Origin of the sequence: Roseococcus sp., from assembly GCF_965227005.1 — a bacterium.
GTDB lineage: Bacteria > Pseudomonadota > Alphaproteobacteria > Acetobacterales > Acetobacteraceae > Roseococcus.
In genome coordinates, this window is sequence record NZ_CBDDFJ010000036.1 from 167,648 (window position 1) to 188,886 (window position 21,239).

The following is a 21,239-nucleotide window of genomic DNA, read 5'->3' on the forward strand; positions in this document are numbered from 1 at the left end:
CTGGTCATGATGCTGGGCATGGCCTGGCTCGCGGCCTGGGCGGCGCGCGGCTCGAAGGCGGAGGATCGCTTTTGGTGGCCCTTCGACATGTTGGAGGAGGAGGGTGATGCCGCGCGACCAGGCCCTGCTGATTCCCGAGACGATCGCTCCACCGCGGCCACCGGCTGGCGCGCGCGGACCGCTGCGGCTGCTGACCTTCAGCAGCCTCTACCCCAACCCGGCGCACCCGCATCATGGCGTCTTCGTCGAGAACCGGTTGCGCCATCTCGTCGCGAGCGGTGAGGCGGTCTCGACCGTTCTCGCGCCGGTGCCGTGGTTCCCGGGCCGGGGCGGTCGGGTTGCGGTGCGCGAGGACCGGCACGGCATCACGGTGCACCATCCGCGCTTCCTCGCGCCGCCGGGCCTGGGGATGTATATCGGCCCTTTCGCGCTGCATTCTGCCGCACGCGCGACCGTGGCGCAGCTGCTCGAAGAAGGCGCGCGGTTCGATGCGATCGACGCGCACTACCTTTATCCCGATGGCGTGGCGGCGGTCCGCCTGGGCCGGGAATTCGGCCTGCCGGTCGTCATCACGGCGCGCGGGTCCGACACGAGCCAGCTGCCGCGCTATGCCCTGCCGCGACGCCTGATCGAAGGCGCGATGCGCGACGCGGCGGCGCTGATCGCCGTCAGCGCCGGCCTGAAGGAAGGCTTGGTCGCGCTTGGCGCCCCGCCCGAGAAGGTCACGGTTCTGCGCAACGGCGTGGACCTCGACACCTTTCGCCCCCTTGCGATCCGTAAGCCCTCGGCCGCGCCTGTGCTGCTCTCCGTCGGCCATCTCATTCCGCGCAAGGGCCACGACCTCGTGATCGGTGCCATCGCGGCCTTACCAGATCATCGGCTGATTATCGTGGGCGAAGGTCCGGACCGGGGCGCCCTCGAGGCGCTGGCGCGTCGGATTGGCGTGGCGGACCGGGTGAGCTTCGCCGGGGCGCAGCCTCATGCGAACCTGCCGGAATTCTACGCCGCGGCCGACGTCATGATCCTGGCCTCGAGCCGCGAGGGCTGGGCAAATGTCCTGCTCGAGGCGATGGCCTGCGGTACGCCGGTGATCGCGAGTCCTGCCTGGGGCAGCCGCGAGGCGGTGGCCGCGCCGGAAGCCGGGCTCGTGCTCGACGAGACGACGCCAGGATCCATCGCGCTGGCTGTGCGGCATCTGCTCGCGGCCCCGCCATCGCGCGCGGCGACCCGCGCCTATGCGGAGCGCTTCAGCTGGGACGAAACCACGGCCGGCCAGCTCGCGCTCTTCCGCGGACTGGTCCGGTGAAGCGCCGCGCCGCCCTGGCCCTGGCCGTCCTTCCGGCCGCTCCCGCGCTGGCCCAGTCGGCGGCCGCGCCGCCCTGCCCGAGCCGGCCGGGCGAGCTCGTCGGGCTGATCCTGGAGGGAACCGGCGCCGCGCCTGGGGCCGTCACCGTCTTCGGCCAATGCTTCCGCCCCGGCGACCTGCCGCGCGACGCCCGGCTCGGGGCGCGCCTCGCGGACGGAAGGTCGCTGGCCGTGCAATGCGACGTGAAGACGCGCCACCCTGACGGTTCCGCGCGGCATGCGGTGCTGGCGATGGCAGCGCCGGCGCTGCCGGCCGGGTCGCGTCTGGCCGTCGTGCTGAACCGGGAGGGGCAGCCTGCGGCGACCCTTGACCCGGCCCCCGCCCTCGCTGCGCACCGGGCCGAACTTTGGGTCGGCCAGCAACGCTTCGACCTCGTCGAGGCGATGCGCACCGCCCTCGCCAGCCCATCGACGCGGCCCTGGCAATCCGGGCCGCTCGCCCTGCAGGCGCGGGTGACAATGCCGATCACGGGCGTTGGCGCGACCTCGCTGCGGCTCGTGGCCGACCTCGCCGTGCGCGCCGATGGCACGCTCTGGATCGAGCCATGGCTGCGCAATGACGGCTCCATGCGGGCCGGTGGCGGCGCGGTGGCCTATGGCATGCGACTGGTGCTCGACGGGCGCGAGGTGCTGCGCGCGGAAATCGGCCGCCAGCATCAGTACACCGGTTGGGGGCGGCTGATCGGGACCGGCCTGGCGCCGCCGCTGGTGCGCCACGATGCGGGCTATCTTGCCGATAGCGGGGCCGTGCCGCGCTACGACACGAACACGGGGGTCGCGCCCGGGCTGCTCGCGGCTTTCGGCGAGGCGCTCCGCACGCCGGGCTGGTCGCGCCCGCTCGATCCGCGCGGCATTCTCCAGAACATGCCCCAGACCGGAGGGCGCGCGGATATCGGCCCCGCCACCCAATCCCAGGCCGTCTGGCTGCAGACGGGCGATCCACGCGCCGCCGCCTATGCCATTGGCCAGGCCGAGGCGGCCGGCGCCATTCCCTGGCATTTCTGGGACGGCGCCTGGATGGACACGCGACGCTGGCCGCGGCTGTGGACCGATGGGCGCGGTGGGCCGCCGCCGGGCGGGCTCATGCAGCCCATCGCGGCCGATACGGGATGGAGCCTTGATCCCGCCCACCAGCCCGACCTTTCGACCGTGCCTTATCTGCTGACGGGGCGGCGCGCCTTCCTGGACGAGATGCAGGCCCAGGCCAGTTGGTCCGTACTCGGTCAATGGACGGGCACGCGCGGCACGCCCGATCGGCGGGGCCTGGCCGAGGGCGTCAATCTCGTGCGCGGCAATCAGGTTCGCGGCGCGGCCTGGTCGCTGCGGCAGATCGACAATGCCGCCTGGGCGAGCGCGGATGACGATCTCATGGCGCCCTGGCTGCGCGCGACTTCGGCCGCCAACTGGGCCTGGCTGCGCGCGCAGCTGCCAGGCTGGACCGCAGCACAGGGCGAGGCGCATGGCTGGATCCCGGGTGAATACGGCACGCCCGGCCTGTTGCCGCCCTGGCAGCAGGACTACTTCGCCTTCGTCAGCGCCGCCGCCGCACGCCGCGGCAACGCCGATGCGGCCGCGGTGCTGGCCTGGGCAGGCAATTTTCTCGCGGGACGCTTCCTCGCCGAGCGGCAGGGCTTCGCCCGCAACGACGGCGCGGCCTATCTCCTCGCCGTGAATGCCGATGCGACCGCCAGCGCGCCGCTGCGCAGCTGGGCGGAGATCGGCCAGGCCACGCGGGCGCGCGGCCTTTCCAACGGCGGCGGATGGGCGAAGACTGAAGGCGATTACGCGCAGCTCGCTCTGGCCTCGCTCGCGATGCTCTGGGAGACGAGCGGAAGCGCCAATGCCCAGGTGGCCTGGCAATGGCTGCGCAATTCCGGCGCGCCGTTCATCAGCCAGGAGGCCTTCCGGCGCGATCCTATCCTGAACATTGTGCCGCGCGGCGCTGGGCGCTCAGCCTGCCGCTGACGACCGCGCAGAGGCCCGCCAAGTGCCGAGCCGAAGCAGCAGCGCACCGACTGCGGCGGCGATCGGTTGCGGCAGCCGCGCCACCCACGCCTTCATTTGCGGCATGCGGCCACGTTCCTCGACCGGCAGCATCTCGAAGATCGCCTGCACGGCGGCGAAGTCGCCGCGCGTGAAGGCGAGATCCAGTGCCTGGCGGCGACGGCTGGCGATGCTTGCCCGGATATCGCCGGCGATCCGCCGAAGGGATGGCCGCTGAAGAAGCATCTGCTCGAGGATGGCAGCGTCGCCAAGATTCATGGCCTGCACGTCGGCGGAATAGTTCGCGGAGTGTTTCCGAATCCCGACGAGGGGCTTCAGCACCATTCCAAGCGGGGCGTGTTCGGCCAGGCGCAGCATGGTCGCGAAATCCGTTCCCACGGTGCGGCCGACGCTCTCGTCCCATCCTCCCATTTCCAGGAACCGCCGGCGGTCGACCACGAGTCCGGACGGGAAGAACGGTTGGAAGCGGATGAGCCGATCAACGATCGGGTGGTCGAAGGCGAGGTGATCCCTGCCCAGGCGCCGGGCACCGTCCCAGAAATCGGGCGGCGCATCGGCGAACTTGTCGCCGGTCTGCCATTGCGAGCCCTGGATAATCCGGAAGTTGCCGAAGCCTGCTACGACCCGAGCTTCGGCGCGCCAGAGGGCCTGCATCTCGGCCAGGAATTCCGGATCCCAGAGATCGTCGCTGTCGCAGAAGGCGACGAGCTCCCCGGAAGCGGCCGCCATCCCGTGATTGCGCGCGGCCAGATCGCCGGAATTGGGGATCCGGTGGACGATGACGCGGCCGCCGAACGAGGCTTCCACCAACTCCGGCGTCCCGTCGGTCGACCCGTCATCGACCAGAATGACCTCCGCGGCCGGCGACGTCTGTCCCAGCACAGCCTCCAGTGTCTCCTGAAGGAGGTAAGCGCGGTTGTAAGTTGGGATGACCACGCTGACGCTGCGAAGGCCCGCCATCAATCGCGTCGGCGGAAGAGGAGATCGAGCGTGCCGGAAGCCGGCAGGTCGCGATCGCGGCGCAACGGCAGGGCAGGCACCTGCGGCTGGTCGAAATAGAAGCTGCCGTCATAGGGGTTGTCGATCTCGAAGGCCCCGAAGCCGGCCTCCGCGAAAAGAACGAGGACGTCGTCGAGCGTGGCGCCGAACAGCGCCAGCGCCTGCGGGTTCACCTCCAGTAGTATCTCCGCCTCGGGGCGCAACTGCGGCAGCACGTCGCGCATGCCCTGGAGTACGAGCCATTCCGCGCCCTCGACGTCGATCTTGATGAGGCGCGCCGCGCGCAGTGTGTCCAGATCGACGATCTGCGACAGCGGACGGCCCTCCACGCTGGCCTCTCGCGCGGCGCCCGTACGGACGGCTTCGCTCGGCACGATCGTGGTGCCGCCGAGGTTCGTGGCGTCGTGCAGATAGACCGTGACTTGCCCGGGGGCGTCCGTCGCGGCGAGGTTGTAGGTCGTGACATTGCCCACACCGTTCACCTCAAGGTTCTGGCGCAGGCGTGCATGGATCCAGGGCGAGGCCTCGATCGCATGGACGCGCCCGTGCGGACCGACGAGATGCGCTGCGAGCAAAGCGTGCGTGCCGACATTCGCGCCGATATCGATCACTGTGTCGCCAGGCCGGAGCGAGGCGCGGTAGACGGCCGTGATCGCCGGCTCCCACACGCCGAAAAAGTACAGGAAGCCGTGCACGCTGTCGGGGAAACTGCCGGCGAAGCGCGCGCCGAAACGCGATCGCGCCTCGATGTCCATGCGCCGCCAGAGGATGTGCCGCTGGACGACGCCATCCCAGAGCCGCTTCTTGCCGAGGCGGCCGGGCATATGCCGGAAATAGGTCGCAAGTGCCGCACAGGCCGTGCGGATCGCGAAACTTTTCAGCCCGGGTTGCAGCGCGCCGGCTTCGGCCCTGTCACTCATGCGCGCCGCACCGTGAAGCGCTCGGCACCGCTGTAGCGGGAATAGGCGGCACCTTCGCTTCTTCGCAGCCACAGGCGGAGGAAGAGCAGGAAATCGGAGATCTCGCGGGGGTCGATCGCCCAGCCGCGCAAGGCCAGGCGCAGGGCCTGCCGCCGCCGCCCCGCCAGCAGGTTGTTCAGCGCGAGGCCCTTGGTCGCGCTGTAGCGCGCCCAGCGCACCTCGCGCCGGAAGGGATACAGATCGGGATCTCGGGCCGCGACCGTATGCATCTGCAGGGAGGAGGGATCGAGCCGGCGCGAATGCGCGGTGAGGCCCGCCTCGTCCCGCCGCCAACGATAGCCGTCGGTATCGAGGTAGAAGAGCGGCGCGCGGGTCGAGAGCTTCGCCATGAACAGGAAGTCCTCGAAGTAGCTCAGTCCTTCGGCAAAGCCGCCAACGGCCTCGGCGAGCGCGCGGCGGACCACCATCGCACCCAGATGAAGCTGGAAATCGCTGAGGAGGACGCGCGTCAGTTCCGGCCCTTCGAACCGCTGAAGATCGGGCGCGATGCGCTGGCCACCGGGGCATCTGAGCCGGGGCGCCGGCGTGGTGACGCCATCCGTGGGGGACAGGCAATGGCCCGCGCCAATCCAGCTGGCATCCGGATGCTCCGCGACCAGTCGCCGAACGCGCGAGGCGTGATCGGGGAGCCAGGCGTCATCCGCGTCGAGGAAGCCGATCCAGTCCTCCCGCGCGGCACGTATGCCCAGGTTGCGCGCGCTGGCAGGGCCGAGATTCTGCGGCGCGCGCAGCAGCAGGACGCGCGGATCGGAGCCGGCGATGGCTTCGAGAGCGTGCAGCGTTTCCGGCTGTCCCGAACCGTCATCGACGAGGATGAGTTGACCGATGACGGCGGAGGGATCGCCGAGAACGGAGAAAGCGGCTGCGGCCAGGAGGTGCGGCGGCGTGTCGAAGACCGGGCAAATAATGCTGATCCGCATCCGCGGCGCTCCAAAATTCATCCGCAATCGGTAACTCCGATCTGGTACAATAGTAAATGAAAATCGAGAATTAACAAGAAAAATTCTGCGTAAAATAATAAAGTAAAATGCAAACTTAAGTTAGTTATGATATAAATGAAGTAAATATCGGTATTTGAACAATTTTATACTTGATAATATCGAACTCGCAATGCCTTATCTGGCGGACGCAGGAGGTTCGGATATGGCGCGGCTGTTGGTGACGGGCGGATGCGGCTTCATCGGATCGCATCTCTGTGAAGCGCTTCTGGCGCAGGGCCACGCCGTGCGCGTTCTCGACGACCTCTCGACAGGGTCTCAGGCGAACCTCGCCCCCGGTGCGACCCTGATGATCGGCAATGTCGAGCATCCCGAAGACGTGCGGCGCGCCATGGAAGGTATCGAGGGCTGCTTTCACCTGGCCGCGATCGCTTCCGTGCAACGCTGCACGGAGGCATGGCTCGCCTCGCATCACGCGAACCTGTCCGGCACCATCGCCGTGCTGGAGGGCGCGCGCGTCGCGTCGCGGGCAAGGGGCCGTCCGGTTCCGGTGGTCTATGCGTCCTCGGCCGCGATCTACGGCGCCTCGTCCTCCGGCGCCCTGGAGGAGAGCGTGACCCCGAGCCCGTTATCGGCCTATGGCGCGGACAAGCTTGGCTGCGAATTGCACGCCCGGGTGGCCGGGCTGGTGTATGGCGTCCCGACGCTCGGCCTGCGCTTCTTCAACGTCTTCGGGCCGCGGCAGGATCCCAGGTCCCCCTATTCGGGCGTGATCTCGATCTTCTGTGAGCGCCTCTCGCGCGGCGAGCCGATCACGATCTACGGCGACGGCGGGCAGACCCGCGACTTCGTTTTCGTCGAAGACGTCGTGGGCGCGCTGATCGCGGGGATTGGCGTGGCGAGCCCCGTCGGTACCGTCCTCAACGTCTGCACCGGCCGGGCGACGTCCGTGCTGAAGCTGGCGCAGCTGATCGCCTCGGCCTGCGGGACGCGTGCCGTCATGACCTATCAGCCGGCGCGCGCGGGAGACATTCGGCAATCGGTGGGCTCGGCGCGAAACATGCGAAAGGCCCTCGCCTCGCCGACGCCGATGGCGCTGGAGGCCGGGATCGCCCGGGTGCTCGAATGGTCGCGGGCCGGCTCGCACCCGCTCGCGCCTCTTGCGGTGTCCCCGCTCTCGATGCCGGCCTGGCGGGGGTTCGTTCAGAATGCCTGACGCCGCGCACAGGACGTCGCGGCGGTCCGATCAGCCCAGCCAACGCGCCAAAAGGCGAAGGACGACGATCCACAGGGCCAGACTCAGCAGGACGATCACGGCGATCGAAACGCGCCAGGACAAGCGGCCTGGAGTCCTCACTGCCCGGGGCTCCCGGGCGGGCTTGCTCCGCGAATCGACAACCGGCTCCTCCGAGGCGTCATGTCAGATGGACCGTGACGAAGGCCCGCGAAATTTCCAAGCCGAAATCGATGCAGAACAGATTTCCGGATTATCGGCAAAGGCAATGCGCATTGCGGGAAAATTTCAATATTGAACGGTACTATATAAAAACATCCTGAGTTTTATTGAAATTATTCGGAGAATTACATGTGCGGCGTCGCAGGAATTTTCCATGCTTTCCGGCCTGCGCCGCCCGATCTCGCATCGCTGCGGGCCATGGCCGATCTCATGAGCCATCGCGGACCCGACGGCGACGGCTTTCACGTCGAACCGCATGTGGGCCTCGCGCATCGCCGTCTCGCCATCGTCGACCTCGCCGGCGGGGCGCAGCCCATGGCCACGGCGGACGGTAATGTCGTCATCTCCTTCAATGGTGAGATCTACAACCACGTCGCGCTGCGTCGCGAGTTGACCGGTCTGGGCCATCGGTTCCGCTCGAATTCCGACACCGAATCTATCCTCCTCGGCTGGCGCGAATGGGGCGTGGATGTGCTGCGCCGGCTCGACGGGATGTTCGCCTTCGCGCTGTGGGATGCCGAGCAGGGGCAACTCCTGCTCGCTCGCGACCGCCTGGGTGAAAAACCCATGCATCTGGCGCGCCTGCCCGACGGCGGCTGGGTCTTCGCCTCGGAGATCGCGGCGCTGCTCGCGGTTCGCGGCGTGTCCGACCGGATCGATCCCGCGGCCGTCGACGACTTTCTGGCCCTCGGCTACGTGCCCGATCCTGGCACCATCTATGCCGATATCCGCACCCTCCGCCCGGCGCATGCGCTGCTGTTGCGCCGCGACGAGGAGGTGGCGGTCGAAATCTGCTACTGGACTGCGCCCACCCGCGCCGCGTCGCCACCGTCGGATCCGGCCGCTGAATTGGCCGCAAGGCTCGGCCAGGCGGTGCGTGACCGGCTGATGGCCGACGTGCCCCTCGGCAGCTTCCTCTCGGGCGGGTTGGATTCCGGTTCCGTCACGGCGATGGCCGCAGCGGCGACGCAGGGCCTCTCGACCTTCACGATCGGCTTCGAGGGCGCCTCGGACGAACGCGGTGTCGCCGCGCAGGTCGCCTGGCGCCTGGGCACCCGTCATCACGCCATCGCTGGCCAGGCGGATTATGTCGGGATGGCAGGCCAGCAGGCCGCCGTCTTCGGCCAGCCCTTCGGAGATCACTCCGCCGTGCCGACCATGGCCGTCTGCGCGCTCGCCCGCCGGCATGTGAAGGTCGCGCTCTCGGGCGATGGTGGCGACGAAGTCTTCGCGGGCTATCGTCGCCATCGCTTCCATAGCCTTGCGGACGGGGTGCGCCGGATGCTCCCGCCGGGGCTGCGGCGTCATGTCATCGGTGGGCTGGCGGCGGCATATCCCGCGATGCACGGCGCGCCGCGCTGGCTGCGCGCCCGCAGCACCCTGACCGAGCTCAGCCTCGACAGCGCGCTCGGCTATTATCGGATGGTCTGCAAGATGCAGGCGCAGACCCGGCGGGAGCTGTTCTCCGCCCGCGCGCGCGTCGGGCTGGATGGGCATGATCCCTCGGCGCGCTTCGTGGCGTTGATGGACTGCTGCGATCCCGACGATCCGCTGCTGCAGGCGCAATACGCGGATCTCCACACCTACCTGCCGGGCGATATTCTGACGAAGCTGGATCGCACCAGCATGGCCGTCTCGCTCGAAACGCGGCCGCCTCTGCTGGCGCATGGCCTGGTCGAGTGGGGCCTGGCGCTGCCGGCGGGGCTCAAGCTGCGCCAGGGCGTCGGCAAGCGGGTTCTGCGCGAGGCGATGGCTTCCCGTCTGCCGCCCGCCGTGCTGCATGGGGCCAAGCAGGGCTTCGCCGCCACCATCGGCCCGCAGTTCCGCGCGCAGTCCCAGGCGCTGCGCGTGCGTCTCACGGGCGAGGCGATGCAGGATTGCGGGCTCTTCGACATCCAGGCCCTCACCCGCCTCGTGGACGCGCATGCGGCGGGGCAGGGCGATCATTCCCAGGCGCTATGGCAGCTGCTGGTGATGGAGGGCTTTCTCCGCGGCCGCGGGCGGGAGCGTATTCCCGCCGAAGCCGCGCTCGTCCGGAGCTGACCGTGTCCGACGAGAACAGCAGCATCCTCCGCCGGACCGCCCGCGGCGCCGGATGGGTGGTCGCGTGGCGCATGTCGACGCGCCTGCTTGGCCTCGCCAGCACCCTGGCCCTTGTGCGGCTGCTGGCGCCCGGCGATTTCGGGCTTGTGGCGCTGGCGGCGGCCTTCGCCGTCTCGCTGGACGTCTGTCTGGCGCTGGGCGTCGAGGAACAGATCATCCGCGCCGAGCGCCCGGACCGTCGCCTCTACGACACGGCCTTCACGGTGAACCTGCTGCGCGGCGCGGCCGTGGGCGCGGCCGTTGCGCTCGCCGCGCCCTTCGCGGGGAGGTTTTTCGGCGATCCGCGGCTCGCGGATGTTCTGCTGGCGCTGGCGCTGTCGGCGGTGCTCTCGGGCCTGGCGAATATCGGCGCCGTCGATTTTCGTCGGGAGCTCCGTTTCGAGCGGGAATTCGCGATGCAGGTCATCCCGCGGCTGGCGGGCATCGCCGTCACGATCGGCCTGGCCGCATGGCTGCGCAGCCATTGGGCGCTGGTGGCGGGGATCTTCGTGAATCGCCTGGGCGTCGTCGCCATGAGCTATGCGCTGCATCCCTATCGGCCACGGCTCTCGCTCGCGGCCTGGCGCGAGCTTGCGGGGATTTCGGCCTGGAGCTGGGCGCTCAGCGTCGCCTCGGTCATCAAGGATCGCTCGGAGAGCCTGGTGATCGGGCGTGTGCTCGGGCCGGTCGCGATCGGACATTATACGGTGGGTGTCGAGGTCTCGACCCTGGCAGCGACCGAACTGGTCGATCCCATCTGCCGCGCCTGCATGCCCGGTTTCGCGGCGAGCCGGAGAGAGGGCGACGCGAGCGGCATCGACTATCTCCGCATCCTGGCGCTCCTGGCCTTGCTGACGCTGCCGGCGGGGCTCGGCATCTCGCTCGTGGCCGGTCCGGTCGTGGCGCTGGCCTTCGGGCAGGCGTGGCTGCCTGCCGTGCCGGTCGTCGTGGTGCTTGGCATCGCGAGCGTGTTCACACCGCTTGGGAATGTGAGCGCGGCGATGCTGACCGCCCATGCGCGGCTGAGCCGGCTGCTCGGCATCACTTTGGCGGCGGCGGGCTTGCGGGTCGGCCTGCTGCTGCTTCTGACGCCGGTCTATGGAATCTCGGGTGCGGCCCTGGCCGTCGCTGGAGCTGTGGTCGCCGAGCACATGATGATGGTGCTTTCCGCCTTCCGACTGCTCGGATTGCGGCTGCGTCGGCTGCTGCCGGTGCTGTGGCGTCCGGTGCTGGCCGCGGCCCTGATGGCATTGGTGCTCTGGCAGGCCGGACTCGGTTGGGAGGCGCCGCCCTCGACGGCCTCGGCCGCGGCCGGAGAGGCAATTCGGGGCGTGGCGCTTGGCGCCGCCTGCTACGTCGCGGCGCTCTGGCTGTTCTGGACCCTCTCGGGGCGCCCGATGGGGGCCGAGGCGGATATGGCGGCGCTGATCTTGCGCGCGGCGAGGCGGCTGCGCGCCGGCCCGCGCCTGCAGGTGGGCTAGGTATGGACGTGGCACCCAAGGGCTTCCCGAGCTTCGTCACGCAGCAGGAAGCGAAGCCCTGGAGCGTCGCCGTCTTCGCGCGCGACGAGGCCGGGCGGATCGGCACTTGCCTGAGGGCCCTCTCGCGTTGCGATGGCGCGGGGCGGCTGCACGTCACGGTGATGCTGAACGGCACGACGGACGCCTCGCCGGCGATCGCTGCCGAGGCGATGCGCGGCTCAGGACTGGCGGGCGCGATCTACACCATTCCCCATGGCGACAAGTCGCATGCGGTGAACCTCTTCCTGCACCGGCTGCGACCGGATGCCGGGCTTTACCTCATGCTGGACGGCTATGCCGAGATCCGTCCCGATGCGCCGGTGCTGCTCGCACGCCGGCTGGGTGAGACGCCGCAGGCCCAGGGCGCCGCCGCGGTTCCCAGCACGGGACGCAGCGCCGCCGCCCTGCGCCGGGACATGCTGGAACATCCGGGCCTCCATGGTTCGCTCTTCGCCCTGCGCGATACCTTCGTGGAGCGCCTGGTGCAGGCCGGCATCCGCCTGCCGCGCGGCCTTTACCGGGGCGATGGCCTACTCGGCTCGATGCTGATGCACGACCTCGATGCGCTGGGCGGCGGCTGGGTAGCTTCGCGCATCGCGGTCGAGCCGGATGCGAGCTGGGCGACCGCGCCGGGGCATCCCCTGCGCTGGCGCGATCTGCGCCGGCATGGAAGGCGCCTGCTGCAGCAGGCGAGGGGCCGGCTGCAGACGGCGGCGCTGCGTGCCGCGATTTATTCGGGCGGCTTCGCAAATCTCCCGGAAGACGCCGACCGCATGGTCCTGAACTGGATTGCCGAGGATCCGGATGCGCGCAGGCCTCGCCTGCAGCGCGATCCCTTCGCCCGCCTCGCTCTCGCCCGGATGCGTCAGGCTGGACCGGCGCCTTCGGCGGCCGAGCTGGAGCCCTTGCTGCTGTGGGAAAGCGCATGACCCCGCGCGAAATTCCGCAGGCGGAGAGCCCAGCCCGTGAGCGAGCGGGACGGCACCATCTCCGCCCAGAGAAGCGCCTCGCCGTGCTGCGCGAGGGTGCGCTTGTAGCGGTCGTCGCCGCCCAGGAAATCATAGATCGCCTCGCCCGAGCCGACGGCCCGCGCGATGGCCATCGCATGGCAGGTCAGCCCCGGCTTGCCGTGCGCGCCGGCGCCGGCGAGATCGAGGCCGCTCTGATAGGCGGACACCCGGCCGCGCAGCCGGAAGTTATAAAGAATTCCGATCAGGCCGCGCTCGCCCTCCACGCGCAGCAGGTCGATCTCGTCGCGTGGCATGGCACGGCGCACGAGCGTTTCGTGAAAGCGACGCGGGAAGGGATCGGCGAAGGCGCCTGGCTTGCCCCGGGCCAGCCAGCTGCGCTGGTGCAGCGCCATCATCTCGTCGAGCATTGTGAGCGCTTCCGCCTCGCTCTCCGCACGCCTCATCGTGGGCGCGCCGTAGTGCTTCGCGGAACGCCGGATCTGATGGCGCGCATTGGCGCTGAGCAGGGCGAGCGGATCGCCGCCGGCCTTGCGCACTTCCTCCAGCCGTACATGCGGCGCCCGGCGCTGCTGAAGGCGCAAAGCGATGCCCGGGGCTTCGGCCAACAGCGACGCAGGCACGCCGCTCAGCACGAGGCGGCGCACGCCAACCAGGCCGGCCGCGGCATGCAGCAATGCGCGATCGACGCCGGGAAGGCCGAGTGCCAGCGGGCCGTTATGCTCGACGAAGGGCGCGTCGAGACGCGCATCGCCGCTTTCGCCGAGGCAGAGGCGGCCGCGGTGGCGGTTGAACAAGGCCAGACCCACAAGCTGCCCGCCGCATCGCGCCTGGAGCAACACCGGATCGGCGAAGCGTTCCTCCGCGAGGCATCCCACCCAACTCCAGCTCTGGAAGAAGGAGAGCCGGGGCACCTGCACCTCCAGCTCGCGCCAGATCTCGCCGAGGCCCTCGAGGCTCTGATGTTGAGTGACCGCAATCTCCACGCCGCCGATGTTCCCGCCGACCCGACGCCATCGCAAGCGAAACCTGCGCCATGACCGACGAAGTTCCCCCGCCGCGTCGTGTGCTGCACGTGCTGAAGTATTATCGCCCGAGCTTTACCGGCGAGGGCGTTTTCCTCGAGCGATCGAGCGCGGTGATGCAGGAGATCGCTCCCGGCACCGTGCACGACCTGCTGGTCACGCACACTCCGCGGCCCGACGAGCCTGCGGCCGCCTGCACGACGCTGAATCAGGTGATCTATCTGTCGGCGAGCGCCTCGGGCACCTGGCGCCGGCAAATCGCCATGGCCGCGTGGTTCCTGCTGAACCTGCATCGCTACGACACGGTGCATTTCCGCACCCATGCGGATTGGTATTTCGTGAGCTACGCGCTGGCCCGCCTGATGCGCCGCAGGCTCGTGCTTTCGGCGACGCTGGATGACAGCCTGCCCGTCCTGGTCGGGCAGTATCGACCGAGGCTGAGACGGCTCGCCGCGCGCGGCTTCGGCCTGTTCCACGCCTTCGTCAGCATCAGCCCGAAGCTGTTCAACGAGACGCGGCAGATGGCCGACGCGGAAAGCTGCCACCTCATCCCCTGCGGCATCACCATCCCCCCCACCGAGCCAGGCTCGCGCGCGCGGATGCGCATGCGTCTGGGCATCGGCGCGAGCGATCCGGTGCTGCTCTTCGTCGGGGGGCTCTGCGCGCGCAAGGATCCGCTCTTCCTGGTCGAGGCGATGCCGCGCATCCTGGCCGCTCATCCGCGCACGCACCTCCTGCTCGTCGGCCCCCCGCTGGAGCCGGAGCATGTGCATGCCGTGACGCAGGCCATCGCGCGGCTGGGCCTCGAAGGCCGTGTCCTGCTCGCGGGCGAGCAGTCCGATCCGCATCCCTGGTTCGAAGCCGCCGACATCCTGGTCTTCGCCTCCCATCTGGAAGGCTTTGGCACGGTCGTGCCCGAGGCGCTGGCCCATGCCCTTCCCGTCGTCGTGCGGCGCCTGGCGCAAGTGAACGAGAGCTTCGTCCTCGAGGGCCGGACCGGCTTTCTCTTCGAGGACGAGCCGGGCTATGTGACCGCCGTCGACCGGCTACTGAGCGATGCCCCCGCGCGCGCGCGGATCGGTGCCGCAGGCCGGGACTTCGCGACCGCGCAGTTCGGCATGCGCGGGGTGGCGTCGCGCTATCTCGGCATCTACGGGATGCGGGCCTCGGAGGCGCCGGAAGCCCGTCCGGAGACCGGGCTGGGCTGCGGCGCTTCGATCCGCGACACGCGCTTCCACACCCCGGTCGAGATCGCGCCGGACATGCGGCCGCTGCTCATCACCATGGTCGATGCGGAGGAGGCCTTCGACTGGTCGCGCCCCTTCCGCCGCGACGCGCTCGATGTGAGCTCCATGGACCAGCAATGGCGCGCGCATCGCATCTTCGAGCGACATGGCGTGGTGCCGCTCTATCTCGCCGACCATCCCGTCGCCACGCAGGATACGGGCCGCAAGCCACTGCTCGACCTGCTGCGCTCCGGCGCCTGCGAGATGGGCGCGCAGATGCATCCCTGGGTTACGCCGCCCTTCGAGGAGGCGCTGGGCGAGCGCAACAGCTATGCGGGCAACCTGCCCGTGGGGCTGGAGCTCGCCAAGGCGCGCCACCTGACGCGGATCCTGGGCGAAGCCTTCGGCGAGGCACCGCGCATCTTCCGCACGGGCCGTTTCGGCGCGGGCGCGCGGACGGCGGATATCCTGCGCTCGCTGGGCTATGCGGCGGATAGCAGCGTCACCCCCTGCTGGCCGCCGGAGGGGCTGACGGGCCACCGGCTCGACGCTTACCCCTATTGGACGGATCGCGCGAAGACGCTGATGGAGATTCCGGTCTCCGCCACGCTGGTGGGACGACTGTCGAAGGTGACACGCCTCGCGCCCGCCGTCCTGCATCCGCGGGCGCAGCGCATGCACCTGGCCGGAGCGATGTCGCGCCTCGGGTTGATGGAACGCATCCGGCTCAGCCCCGAGGGCATGACGATCGCCGAGGCGCAGCGCCTCGCGCGGCACATGCTGGCGGCCGGTCACCGCGTCTTCGTGCTGACCTATCACTCGCCGTCGCTGGTACCGGGCAACACGCCCTATGTGCGCAATGGCGAGGATCTGGCCCGCTTCCTCGATTGGCTGGACCAGTTCTACGGCTTCTTCGCGAGCGAGCTCGGCGGGCGGTTCGGCAGCTGGCGGGATCTGCGCTACGGCGAGACCCCCTTGGCGATGGCCGCCCAATGAACGGCTGGGCCATCAGCGGATGGACGTCCGGTCTGCAGGGCGTCCTCACCGGGCTTCTGCTCCCGCCGATGCTGCTGGCGGTGGTGGCGCTGCCCACGGGGTTGCTAGCTTGGCGCGGCCGGAGCCGGCATGACCGGAACTGGAGCGGCCTCGCCTGCGCCGCCTGCGCGCTGGGGTTGTTGCTGATGGCGACGCCGCTTGCCTCCGATCTGCTCATGGCCTCGCTGGAACGCGATGTTCCGCGCGCCGAGCCTGCGCCGGGAGCGGGGGCGATCGTCATCCTCGGCGGCGACGTCGCGCACGGCCTGACCTCGGAGCCGGGCCCGCTGACCTTGGAGCGCCTGCGCTTCGGGGCCGCGCTGCATCGCGCGACCGGCCTGCCGATCCTGGTCACCGGCGGTGTGCTCGGCCAGGGCCAGCCGGCCATCGCCACGCTGATGGCCCGCAGCCTCGCCGACGACTTCGCCGTGCCGGTCCGCTGGATCGAGCCGCGCGCCCGGGACACGCGCGAGAATGTCGCCTTCGCCGCCGCGATGCTGCGGGAGGCGGGGATCCAGGAGGCGCTGCTCGTCACCCATGCCTGGCACATGCCGCGCGCCCTGGATGCCTTCGCGCGACTTGGCTTCACCGTCCACGCGCGTCCCCTCCGGCGCGACGGCCCCGTGGAATGGGGCGCCGCGAGCCTCGCGCCAAGGCCGGACCATCTCACGGAGAGCTGGTTCGCGCTGCGCGAATGGGCTGGGCGGCTCGTCTACGCGCTGCGGGACGGGGGAGCTTGATCATGTTGGGTGAATTTTCAGCCCATGCGCCGGGCTCCGGGAAAGGGAGGAAAGCCGTTGATCATTTTCTGGGACATCGCGGGCTCGAACCCTGCTCCGACCGCGTCGGTGACCGGGGCTCCAAGGCCAGGGACGTCGCCCGTGAATCGCCCGCGTTCCTTCGCCGGTCCGTTCAGGCCGGGCGGGCCCGTGTCGTGAATCTGACAGCCGGCGGGCAGGCCGGATTGCCGCTGCCCTCCCGCATGGGCCGCCTCGCGCCGCCTCCCGTGCGCCTCCAGGCGCTCCCGCTGCGCGCGATGCCCAACTGGAGCGACGCCTTCCTGGCCGACCCCGCGGAAGGCGACATCTTCGCGAGCCGACTTTGGTACGACACCACGCTCGCGCATGCGCTGCCGCAGGGTTGCGTCGGCGCGCTGGCCTTGGTCGGTGAGGGCGCCGCGCTGCTACCCCTGCTGCGCGGGCCTAGCGGTCTGAGCGCCCTCGCGACACCTTATACTCTGGACTGGCGCCCGCTCCTCGGATCGGGAGATGCGGCGGAGGCGGCCGGGCGCGGGCTCGGGGTCTGGCTGCGGCACCGCGCGCCGCTGCGGCTGGAGGCGATGGACCCCGAAATGCCCGGCTTGCCGTCGCTGATGCGCGGCGTGGCCGAGGCTGGGATCTCGGTGCAGCGCTATCGCCATTTCGGCAATTGGCACGAAGGCCTCGCCGTGGATGCGGGCTGGGAGGGTTATCTGGCCGGCCGCGCGCCGGAGCTTCGCAACACGATCCGACGCAAGCTCCGCCATGCCGCGCGCGAATTTCGCTTCGAGCTGGTCGAGGCGCCGGGCACGGAGCTCCGCGAGGGCATCGCCGCCTATGAGGCGGTGCGCGCGGCCAGCTGGAAGCCGAGCGAGCCCTTCCCGAATTTCGACGCCGCGCTGATGCAGGCCGCCGCGCGCTGCGGGGCGCTGCGCCTGGGCGTGCTGCGGAACGCGGAGGGTCATCCGATCGCCGCGCAATACTGGCTGGTGTCGGGCGGCCGCGCCTGGCTGCTGAAGCTCTGCCATGCCGAGGCCCAGCGCGGCGCCTCGCCGGGCACGGCCCTGACGGCGATGATGATCCACCGGTTGATCGAGCATGACCGGGTCCGCGCGCTCGATCTCGGGCGCGGCGACGACGCCTACAAGCAGCTCTGGGTCTCGCAGCGGCGGCAGCGCGTCGGGTTCGTCCTGGCGCATGCCTGGCACCCCGCCGGGCTGGCCGCGGTGGCGCGGCACAGGCTCGCGGGCTGGATGGGACGCGGCGCATGAGGATCCTCTACAGCCATCGCATCGCCTCGCGCGACGGGCAGGGCGTGCATCTGGAGGCGATGGTCGCCTCGCTGCGCGCGCAGGGCCACGAACTGCGCTTGGTCGGCCCGCCCGGCTTCGACCGGGCGGCCCTCGGCGGCGAGAATCGCTGGGTCGGCCGGCTGCGCCGCGCCCTGCCGGCAGCGATCGCCGAGCTGGCGGAGATCGCCTATGCGGTCCCGGCCACCTGGCGCCTGGCGCGGGCGGCCGCGGCCTTTCGCCCCGACGTGATCTATGAGCGCGCCAACCTCTTCCATCTCGCGGGCAGCATCGTGTCGCGGCTCTACCGCGTGCCGCTGCTGCTGGAGGTGAACGCCCCGATGGCCGAGGAGCGTGGCCGCTTCGGCGGGTTGGGCATGCCGCGCCTCGCCGCCTGGCTGGAGCGGCTGGTCTGGCGCTGCGCGGACCGCGCCTTGCCGGTGACGGAGGTGCTGGCCGGGCGGCTGATCGATGCGGGAGTCGCGCGCGAGCGCATCGCCGTGGTGCCCAACGGCATCCATCTCGAGGACTTCCGCGACGCAGGGTCTTCCGCGCCTTGCGACCCTCTGGTGCTCGGCTTCGTCGGTTTCGTGCGCGACTGGCACGGGCTCGATGCCGTGTTGCGCGGGATCGCCGCCTGGCCGGGGCCGGTGGCACTGTCGCTCGTCGTGGTGGGCGAGGGGCCGGCGCGCGAGGGTCTGGAGCGGCTGGCAGGGGAACTGGGCATCGGCGATCGCATCCGCTTCACGGGCCTCGCCGAGCGCGCCGAAGTTCCCGCACTGGTCGCCGGTTTCGATATCGCCCTGCAGCCGGCCTCGGTGCCCTATGCCTCGCCGCTGAAGGTCTTCGAATACATGGCGGCCGGCCGCGCCATCGTCGCGCCCGACCAGCCGAATCTCCGCGAGGTTCTGGAGGATGGGCGTACCGCGCTCCTCTTCGACCCCGTCGTGCCTGGTGCGTTCTGGCAGGCGGTGGAGCGGCTCGCCGCCTCGCCGGAACTGCGCGAGAGGCTGGGCGCGGGCGCACGCGAAGAAATCCTGGAGCGCGACCTGACCTGGGAGGGAAATGCGCGGCGGGTGAGCGCGATCGCGGAGGCCGAGATCGCTCGCCGGCGCCAAGACCCGGGGCGCGGCTATCTGCCCGCGGAGATACGCCGATGATGGACATGGCCATGGTCGAGACCGGGATGTCGCGGGACGGCGCCAAGGCGCCGATGGTGCTGCATGTCTTCCCGAGCTTCGCGGTCGGCGGCGCGCAGGTGCGCTTTGCCGCCCTCGCGAACCGCTTCAAGACGCGCTGGCGGCACGCGGTGCTGCCGCTGGACGGCAATGATGCCTGCGCCGCGCGCATCGACGCCGGTATTCCTTTCGCGGTTCTCCCGCCGCCGGACCTTGGTGGGTTGGGCTTCGCGCGTCGCGTCCTGCGCATCGGCGCGCTGCTCCGGCAGTGGCGGCCGGACGTTCTCGTCACCGGCAATTGGGGCAGCATGGAATGGGTGATCGCCCGTCGCGCGGCGCCAGGAATCCGGCATCTGCACATCGAGGATGGCTTCGGGCCTGACGAGGCCGAGACCCAGCTTCGCCGGCGCGTGCTGATGCGGCGGTGGGCCCTGCGCGACAGCACCGTGATCCTGCCGTCGACGCGGCTGCGGCGCCTCGCACGCGAGGAGTGGCAATTGCCGCCCAAGGCCCTGCACTACATCCCCAATGGCGTGGACACCGCCCGCTTCCGCCCCGATGGCCCGGCCGCGGTGCTGGGACCACCGGGGGAGGGGCCCCTCATCGGCACGGTTGCCGCGCTGCGGCCGGAGAAGGGCCTCGACCGGCTGCTGCGCTCCTGTGCGATCCTGTTGCGGACGGGCAGCGTGTTCCGCCTTGTCGTGGTCGGGGGCGGGCCGGAGCGGCACGCCCTGGAGCGCCTGTCCGAGGATCTCGGTCTTCAGGGGCATGTCCACTTTGCCGGCGCCCTTCCGGACCCCGCCGCCGCCTATCGCGCCTTCGACATCTTCGCCCTCTCCTCGAGCACGGAGCAGATGCCCTTCTCGGTCCTTGAGGCGATGGCGAGCGGGTTGCCCGTGGTCTCGACCGATGTGGGCGACGTGCGGGCCATGCTGGCGGGGGAGAACCTCGCTCATATCGCCCCGCTGGACGACGTGGCTTTCGCCGCGGCCCTTCGTCCCCTGGTCGAGGATGCGACGCGCCGCCGGGCGCTTGGCCTCGCCAACCGCGCGAAGGCGCTGCGGGATTTCGATCAGGAGGCGATGTTCCAGGCCCATGCCGCGTTGATCGACGGCGCGCGATCCGGATGATGGACGGCACGCAAAGCCCTCGCCGGCAGGCGGCCCTGCGCGGTATCCCGCTGCATTGCCCGGCGGATGGACGCCCGCTCCTGCAGGCCGAGACGAGCCTGTTCTGCACTCATTGCGGAACGGCCTATCCGGTGTGCGGGGGCGTGCCCGTGCTCATCCACGACGCGCAATCGGCCTTCGCGATCGCCGACTATCTGGGCCGCGGCGGCTATGAGGGCGCGGCCTATGGCCGGGCGGCCGATGCCGCCAGTGGGCTGCGGCGCTGGTGGCGCCGGCGGGCCCGGGAACTCGGCGACGCGCGCTCGTCCATTCGCCATCCCGGAGCCGATGACGCCTTGCGCTACGTCTCTGCCCTCCGCTCCGCCCCGCGCGTGCTGGTTGTCGGCTCAGGCGGATTGCGGCTGGGCGGGGAGGGGGACTGCGTCGTGCAGATCGACGTGGCCTTTGCGCCCGGCGTCGATGCCATCGCCGATGGGCACGACCTGCCCTTTCCGGATGGCGTCTTCGACCTCGTGATCGCGGTGGCCGTGCTGGAGCATGTGGCGGACCCCCAGCGCTGCGTGGCCGAGATGCGCCGCGTGCTGGCGCCCGGCGGGCATGTCCATGCGGTCACGCCTTTCCTGCAGCCGGTACATATGGGCGCCTACGACTTCACCCGCTTCACGCCGATCGGTCACCGGCGGCTGTTCCGCGGCTTTGACGAGGTCGCGGCTGGCGTGGCCCTGGGTACCGGCAGCGTCATGGGCTTCGTCCTGCGCGGCGTGCTGCTTTCCGTCTCGTCCCGGCCATGGTGGCGCGTCCCGGCAGGGGTGGTGGCCCTGCTGGCGACACCCCTGCTGCGACGGCTCGACCGGTGGCTGCCCCATGCCGCGGATTCGGCCGGCGGATGCTGGTTCTTCGGTCGCCGGCGGGAGGGCGCGGCGGTCACGGATCGCGTTCTGGTGCAAGGCTATCGCGAGCGGTTTGGAATGGGGCCCGCGACCCTTCCCGTGCCGCCGCGAGGTGATGCGCGAGATGCGGCGTCCGGGTCGATTTGATCCTGATGCAAAATGAGTCAGCGTCCTGGCCAGCATCCCGCTTCCCGCTGTCAGAAACGGTTGACGACTCAGCACTCGGCCTCTTCTGCCGACGACCCAATCCGTCCGCGGTGGGTTGCGATTTTGCATGCGATGTGGAGGCATTGGCGGTGAGAGTTCGCCAATATTTCCCAACATCAACAAATAATCGTCGCGTTACGGGTGAGTGTTAAAAATTCTGACAGAACAGATAGGCGCGCCGAAAAGGCG

Annotated in this window: 16 protein-coding genes; 12 read left to right on the plus strand and 4 right to left on the minus strand. The window is 70.0% G+C overall.

Annotated features, from left to right (window positions below; genetic code table 11):
* The first annotated feature begins 106 nt into the window (after nt 1–106).
* Nucleotides 107–1,306 carry a glycosyltransferase family 4 protein gene (locus ACO057_RS18150; RefSeq protein ID WP_421994061.1) on the plus strand — a complete coding sequence of 400 codons (1,200 nt, stop codon included), beginning with the start codon at nt 107–109 and terminating at the stop codon, nt 1,304–1,306.
* Entirely contained in the window at nt 1,303–3,330 is a 2,028-nt protein-coding gene (locus tag ACO057_RS18155) for a hypothetical protein (RefSeq protein WP_421994063.1), read from the plus strand. The genes ACO057_RS18150 and ACO057_RS18155 overlap by 4 nt, the downstream gene beginning before the upstream one ends.
* Here the strand turns inward: ACO057_RS18155 and ACO057_RS18160 are convergent.
* The 3 genes from ACO057_RS18160 to ACO057_RS18170 are packed head-to-tail and all read right to left on the minus strand — an operon-like array spanning nt 3,316 to nt 6,268.
* A complete protein-coding gene (locus tag ACO057_RS18160; RefSeq protein ID WP_421994065.1) occupies nt 3,316–4,329 on the minus strand; it encodes a glycosyltransferase family 2 protein in 1,014 nt (337 codons plus the stop codon). The two genes, ACO057_RS18155 and ACO057_RS18160, sit on opposite strands and share 15 nt — an antisense overlap.
* A complete protein-coding gene (locus ACO057_RS18165) occupies nt 4,329–5,288 on the minus strand; it encodes an FkbM family methyltransferase (protein ID WP_421994067.1) in 960 nt (319 codons plus the stop codon). The genes ACO057_RS18160 and ACO057_RS18165 overlap by 1 nt, the downstream gene beginning before the upstream one ends.
* Nucleotides 5,285–6,268 (minus strand): glycosyltransferase family 2 protein, encoded by a 984-nt coding sequence (locus ACO057_RS18170; RefSeq protein ID WP_421994069.1) that lies wholly within the window; start codon nt 6,266–6,268, stop codon nt 5,285–5,287. Before ACO057_RS18170 ends, ACO057_RS18165 begins: the two co-directional genes overlap by 4 nt.
* Nucleotides 6,269–6,491: 223 nt before the next feature.
* Between ACO057_RS18170 and ACO057_RS18175 the strand changes: the two genes are divergently transcribed.
* From ACO057_RS18175 to ACO057_RS18190, 4 genes are all read left to right on the plus strand, one after another.
* Nucleotides 6,492–7,502 (plus strand): NAD-dependent epimerase/dehydratase family protein, encoded by a 1,011-nt coding sequence (locus tag ACO057_RS18175; protein ID WP_421994071.1) that lies wholly within the window; start codon nt 6,492–6,494, stop codon nt 7,500–7,502.
* 369 nt (nt 7,503–7,871) lie between these two features.
* Nucleotides 7,872–9,785, plus strand: coding sequence for an asparagine synthase (glutamine-hydrolyzing) (asnB, locus tag ACO057_RS18180; RefSeq protein ID WP_421994073.1), 1,914 nt, complete (start codon nt 7,872–7,874; stop codon nt 9,783–9,785).
* Between the two features lie 2 nt (nt 9,786–9,787).
* Nucleotides 9,788–11,305, plus strand: coding sequence for an oligosaccharide flippase family protein (locus ACO057_RS18185; protein WP_421994075.1), 1,518 nt, complete (start codon nt 9,788–9,790; stop codon nt 11,303–11,305).
* Nucleotides 11,306–11,307: 2 nt separating this feature from the next.
* The gene (locus tag ACO057_RS18190) at nt 11,308–12,273 is read left to right on the plus strand and encodes a hypothetical protein (RefSeq protein ID WP_421994077.1); all 966 of its coding nucleotides are present in this window, start codon (nt 11,308–11,310) and stop codon (nt 12,271–12,273) included.
* Here ACO057_RS18190 and ACO057_RS18195 read toward each other — a convergent pair.
* Entirely contained in the window at nt 12,210–13,298 is a 1,089-nt protein-coding gene (locus ACO057_RS18195; RefSeq protein WP_421994079.1) for a GNAT family N-acetyltransferase, read from the minus strand. The two genes, ACO057_RS18190 and ACO057_RS18195, sit on opposite strands and share 64 nt — an antisense overlap.
* A 50-nt stretch (nt 13,299–13,348) precedes the next feature.
* On the opposite strand from ACO057_RS18195, the gene ACO057_RS18200 reads away from it, so the two are divergent.
* From ACO057_RS18200 to ACO057_RS18225, 6 genes are all read left to right on the plus strand, one after another.
* Complete coding sequence (locus ACO057_RS18200; protein WP_421994081.1) at nt 13,349–15,559, plus strand: glycosyltransferase; 2,211 nt, start codon at nt 13,349–13,351, stop codon at nt 15,557–15,559.
* Nucleotides 15,556–16,338, plus strand: coding sequence for a YdcF family protein (locus tag ACO057_RS18205; RefSeq protein WP_421994083.1), 783 nt, complete (start codon nt 15,556–15,558; stop codon nt 16,336–16,338). The genes ACO057_RS18200 and ACO057_RS18205 overlap by 4 nt, the downstream gene beginning before the upstream one ends.
* Before the next feature lie 194 nt (nt 16,339–16,532).
* Nucleotides 16,533–17,627 carry a GNAT family N-acetyltransferase gene (locus tag ACO057_RS18210; protein WP_421994085.1) on the plus strand — a complete coding sequence of 365 codons (1,095 nt, stop codon included), beginning with the start codon at nt 16,533–16,535 and terminating at the stop codon, nt 17,625–17,627.
* Entirely contained in the window at nt 17,624–18,805 is a 1,182-nt protein-coding gene (locus tag ACO057_RS18215) for a glycosyltransferase family 4 protein (RefSeq protein WP_421994087.1), read from the plus strand. The genes ACO057_RS18210 and ACO057_RS18215 overlap by 4 nt, the downstream gene beginning before the upstream one ends.
* On the plus strand, nt 18,802–19,953 hold the full coding sequence (locus tag ACO057_RS18220) for a glycosyltransferase family 4 protein (protein ID WP_421994089.1): 1,152 nt from the start codon (nt 18,802–18,804) through the stop codon (nt 19,951–19,953). Before ACO057_RS18215 ends, ACO057_RS18220 begins: the two co-directional genes overlap by 4 nt.
* Nucleotides 19,953–20,990 (plus strand): methyltransferase domain-containing protein, encoded by a 1,038-nt coding sequence (locus ACO057_RS18225; RefSeq protein ID WP_421994091.1) that lies wholly within the window; start codon nt 19,953–19,955, stop codon nt 20,988–20,990. The genes ACO057_RS18220 and ACO057_RS18225 overlap by 1 nt, the downstream gene beginning before the upstream one ends.
* Nucleotides 20,991–21,239 lie beyond the last annotated feature (249 nt).

What these genes read in the sequence shown, in the direction of transcription:
- ACO057_RS18220 (WP_421994089.1), top strand. Translation starts at nt 18,802, where the DNA reads ATGATGGACATGGCCATGGTCGAGACCGGGATGTCGCGGGACGGCGCC.
- ACO057_RS18225 (WP_421994091.1), top strand. Translation starts at nt 19,953, where the DNA reads ATGGACGGCACGCAAAGCCCTCGCCGGCAGGCGGCCCTGCGCGGTATC.
- ACO057_RS18200 (WP_421994081.1), top strand. Translation starts at nt 13,349, where the DNA reads ATGACCGACGAAGTTCCCCCGCCGCGTCGTGTGCTGCACGTGCTGAAG.
- ACO057_RS18150 (WP_421994061.1), top strand. Translation starts at nt 107, where the DNA reads ATGCCGCGCGACCAGGCCCTGCTGATTCCCGAGACGATCGCTCCACCG.
- ACO057_RS18215 (WP_421994087.1), top strand. Translation starts at nt 17,624, where the DNA reads ATGAGGATCCTCTACAGCCATCGCATCGCCTCGCGCGACGGGCAGGGC.
- ACO057_RS18175 (WP_421994071.1), top strand. Translation starts at nt 6,492, where the DNA reads ATGGCGCGGCTGTTGGTGACGGGCGGATGCGGCTTCATCGGATCGCAT.
- ACO057_RS18205 (WP_421994083.1), top strand. Translation starts at nt 15,556, where the DNA reads ATGAACGGCTGGGCCATCAGCGGATGGACGTCCGGTCTGCAGGGCGTC.
- ACO057_RS18190 (WP_421994077.1), top strand. Translation starts at nt 11,308, where the DNA reads ATGGACGTGGCACCCAAGGGCTTCCCGAGCTTCGTCACGCAGCAGGAA.
- ACO057_RS18170 (WP_421994069.1), bottom strand. Translation starts at nt 6,268, where the DNA reads ATGCGGATCAGCATTATTTGCCCGGTCTTCGACACGCCGCCGCACCTC.
- ACO057_RS18165 (WP_421994067.1), bottom strand. Translation starts at nt 5,288, where the DNA reads ATGAGTGACAGGGCCGAAGCCGGCGCGCTGCAACCCGGGCTGAAAAGT.
- ACO057_RS18160 (WP_421994065.1), bottom strand. Translation starts at nt 4,329, where the DNA reads ATGGCGGGCCTTCGCAGCGTCAGCGTGGTCATCCCAACTTACAACCGC.
- asnB (WP_421994073.1), top strand. Translation starts at nt 7,872, where the DNA reads ATGTGCGGCGTCGCAGGAATTTTCCATGCTTTCCGGCCTGCGCCGCCC.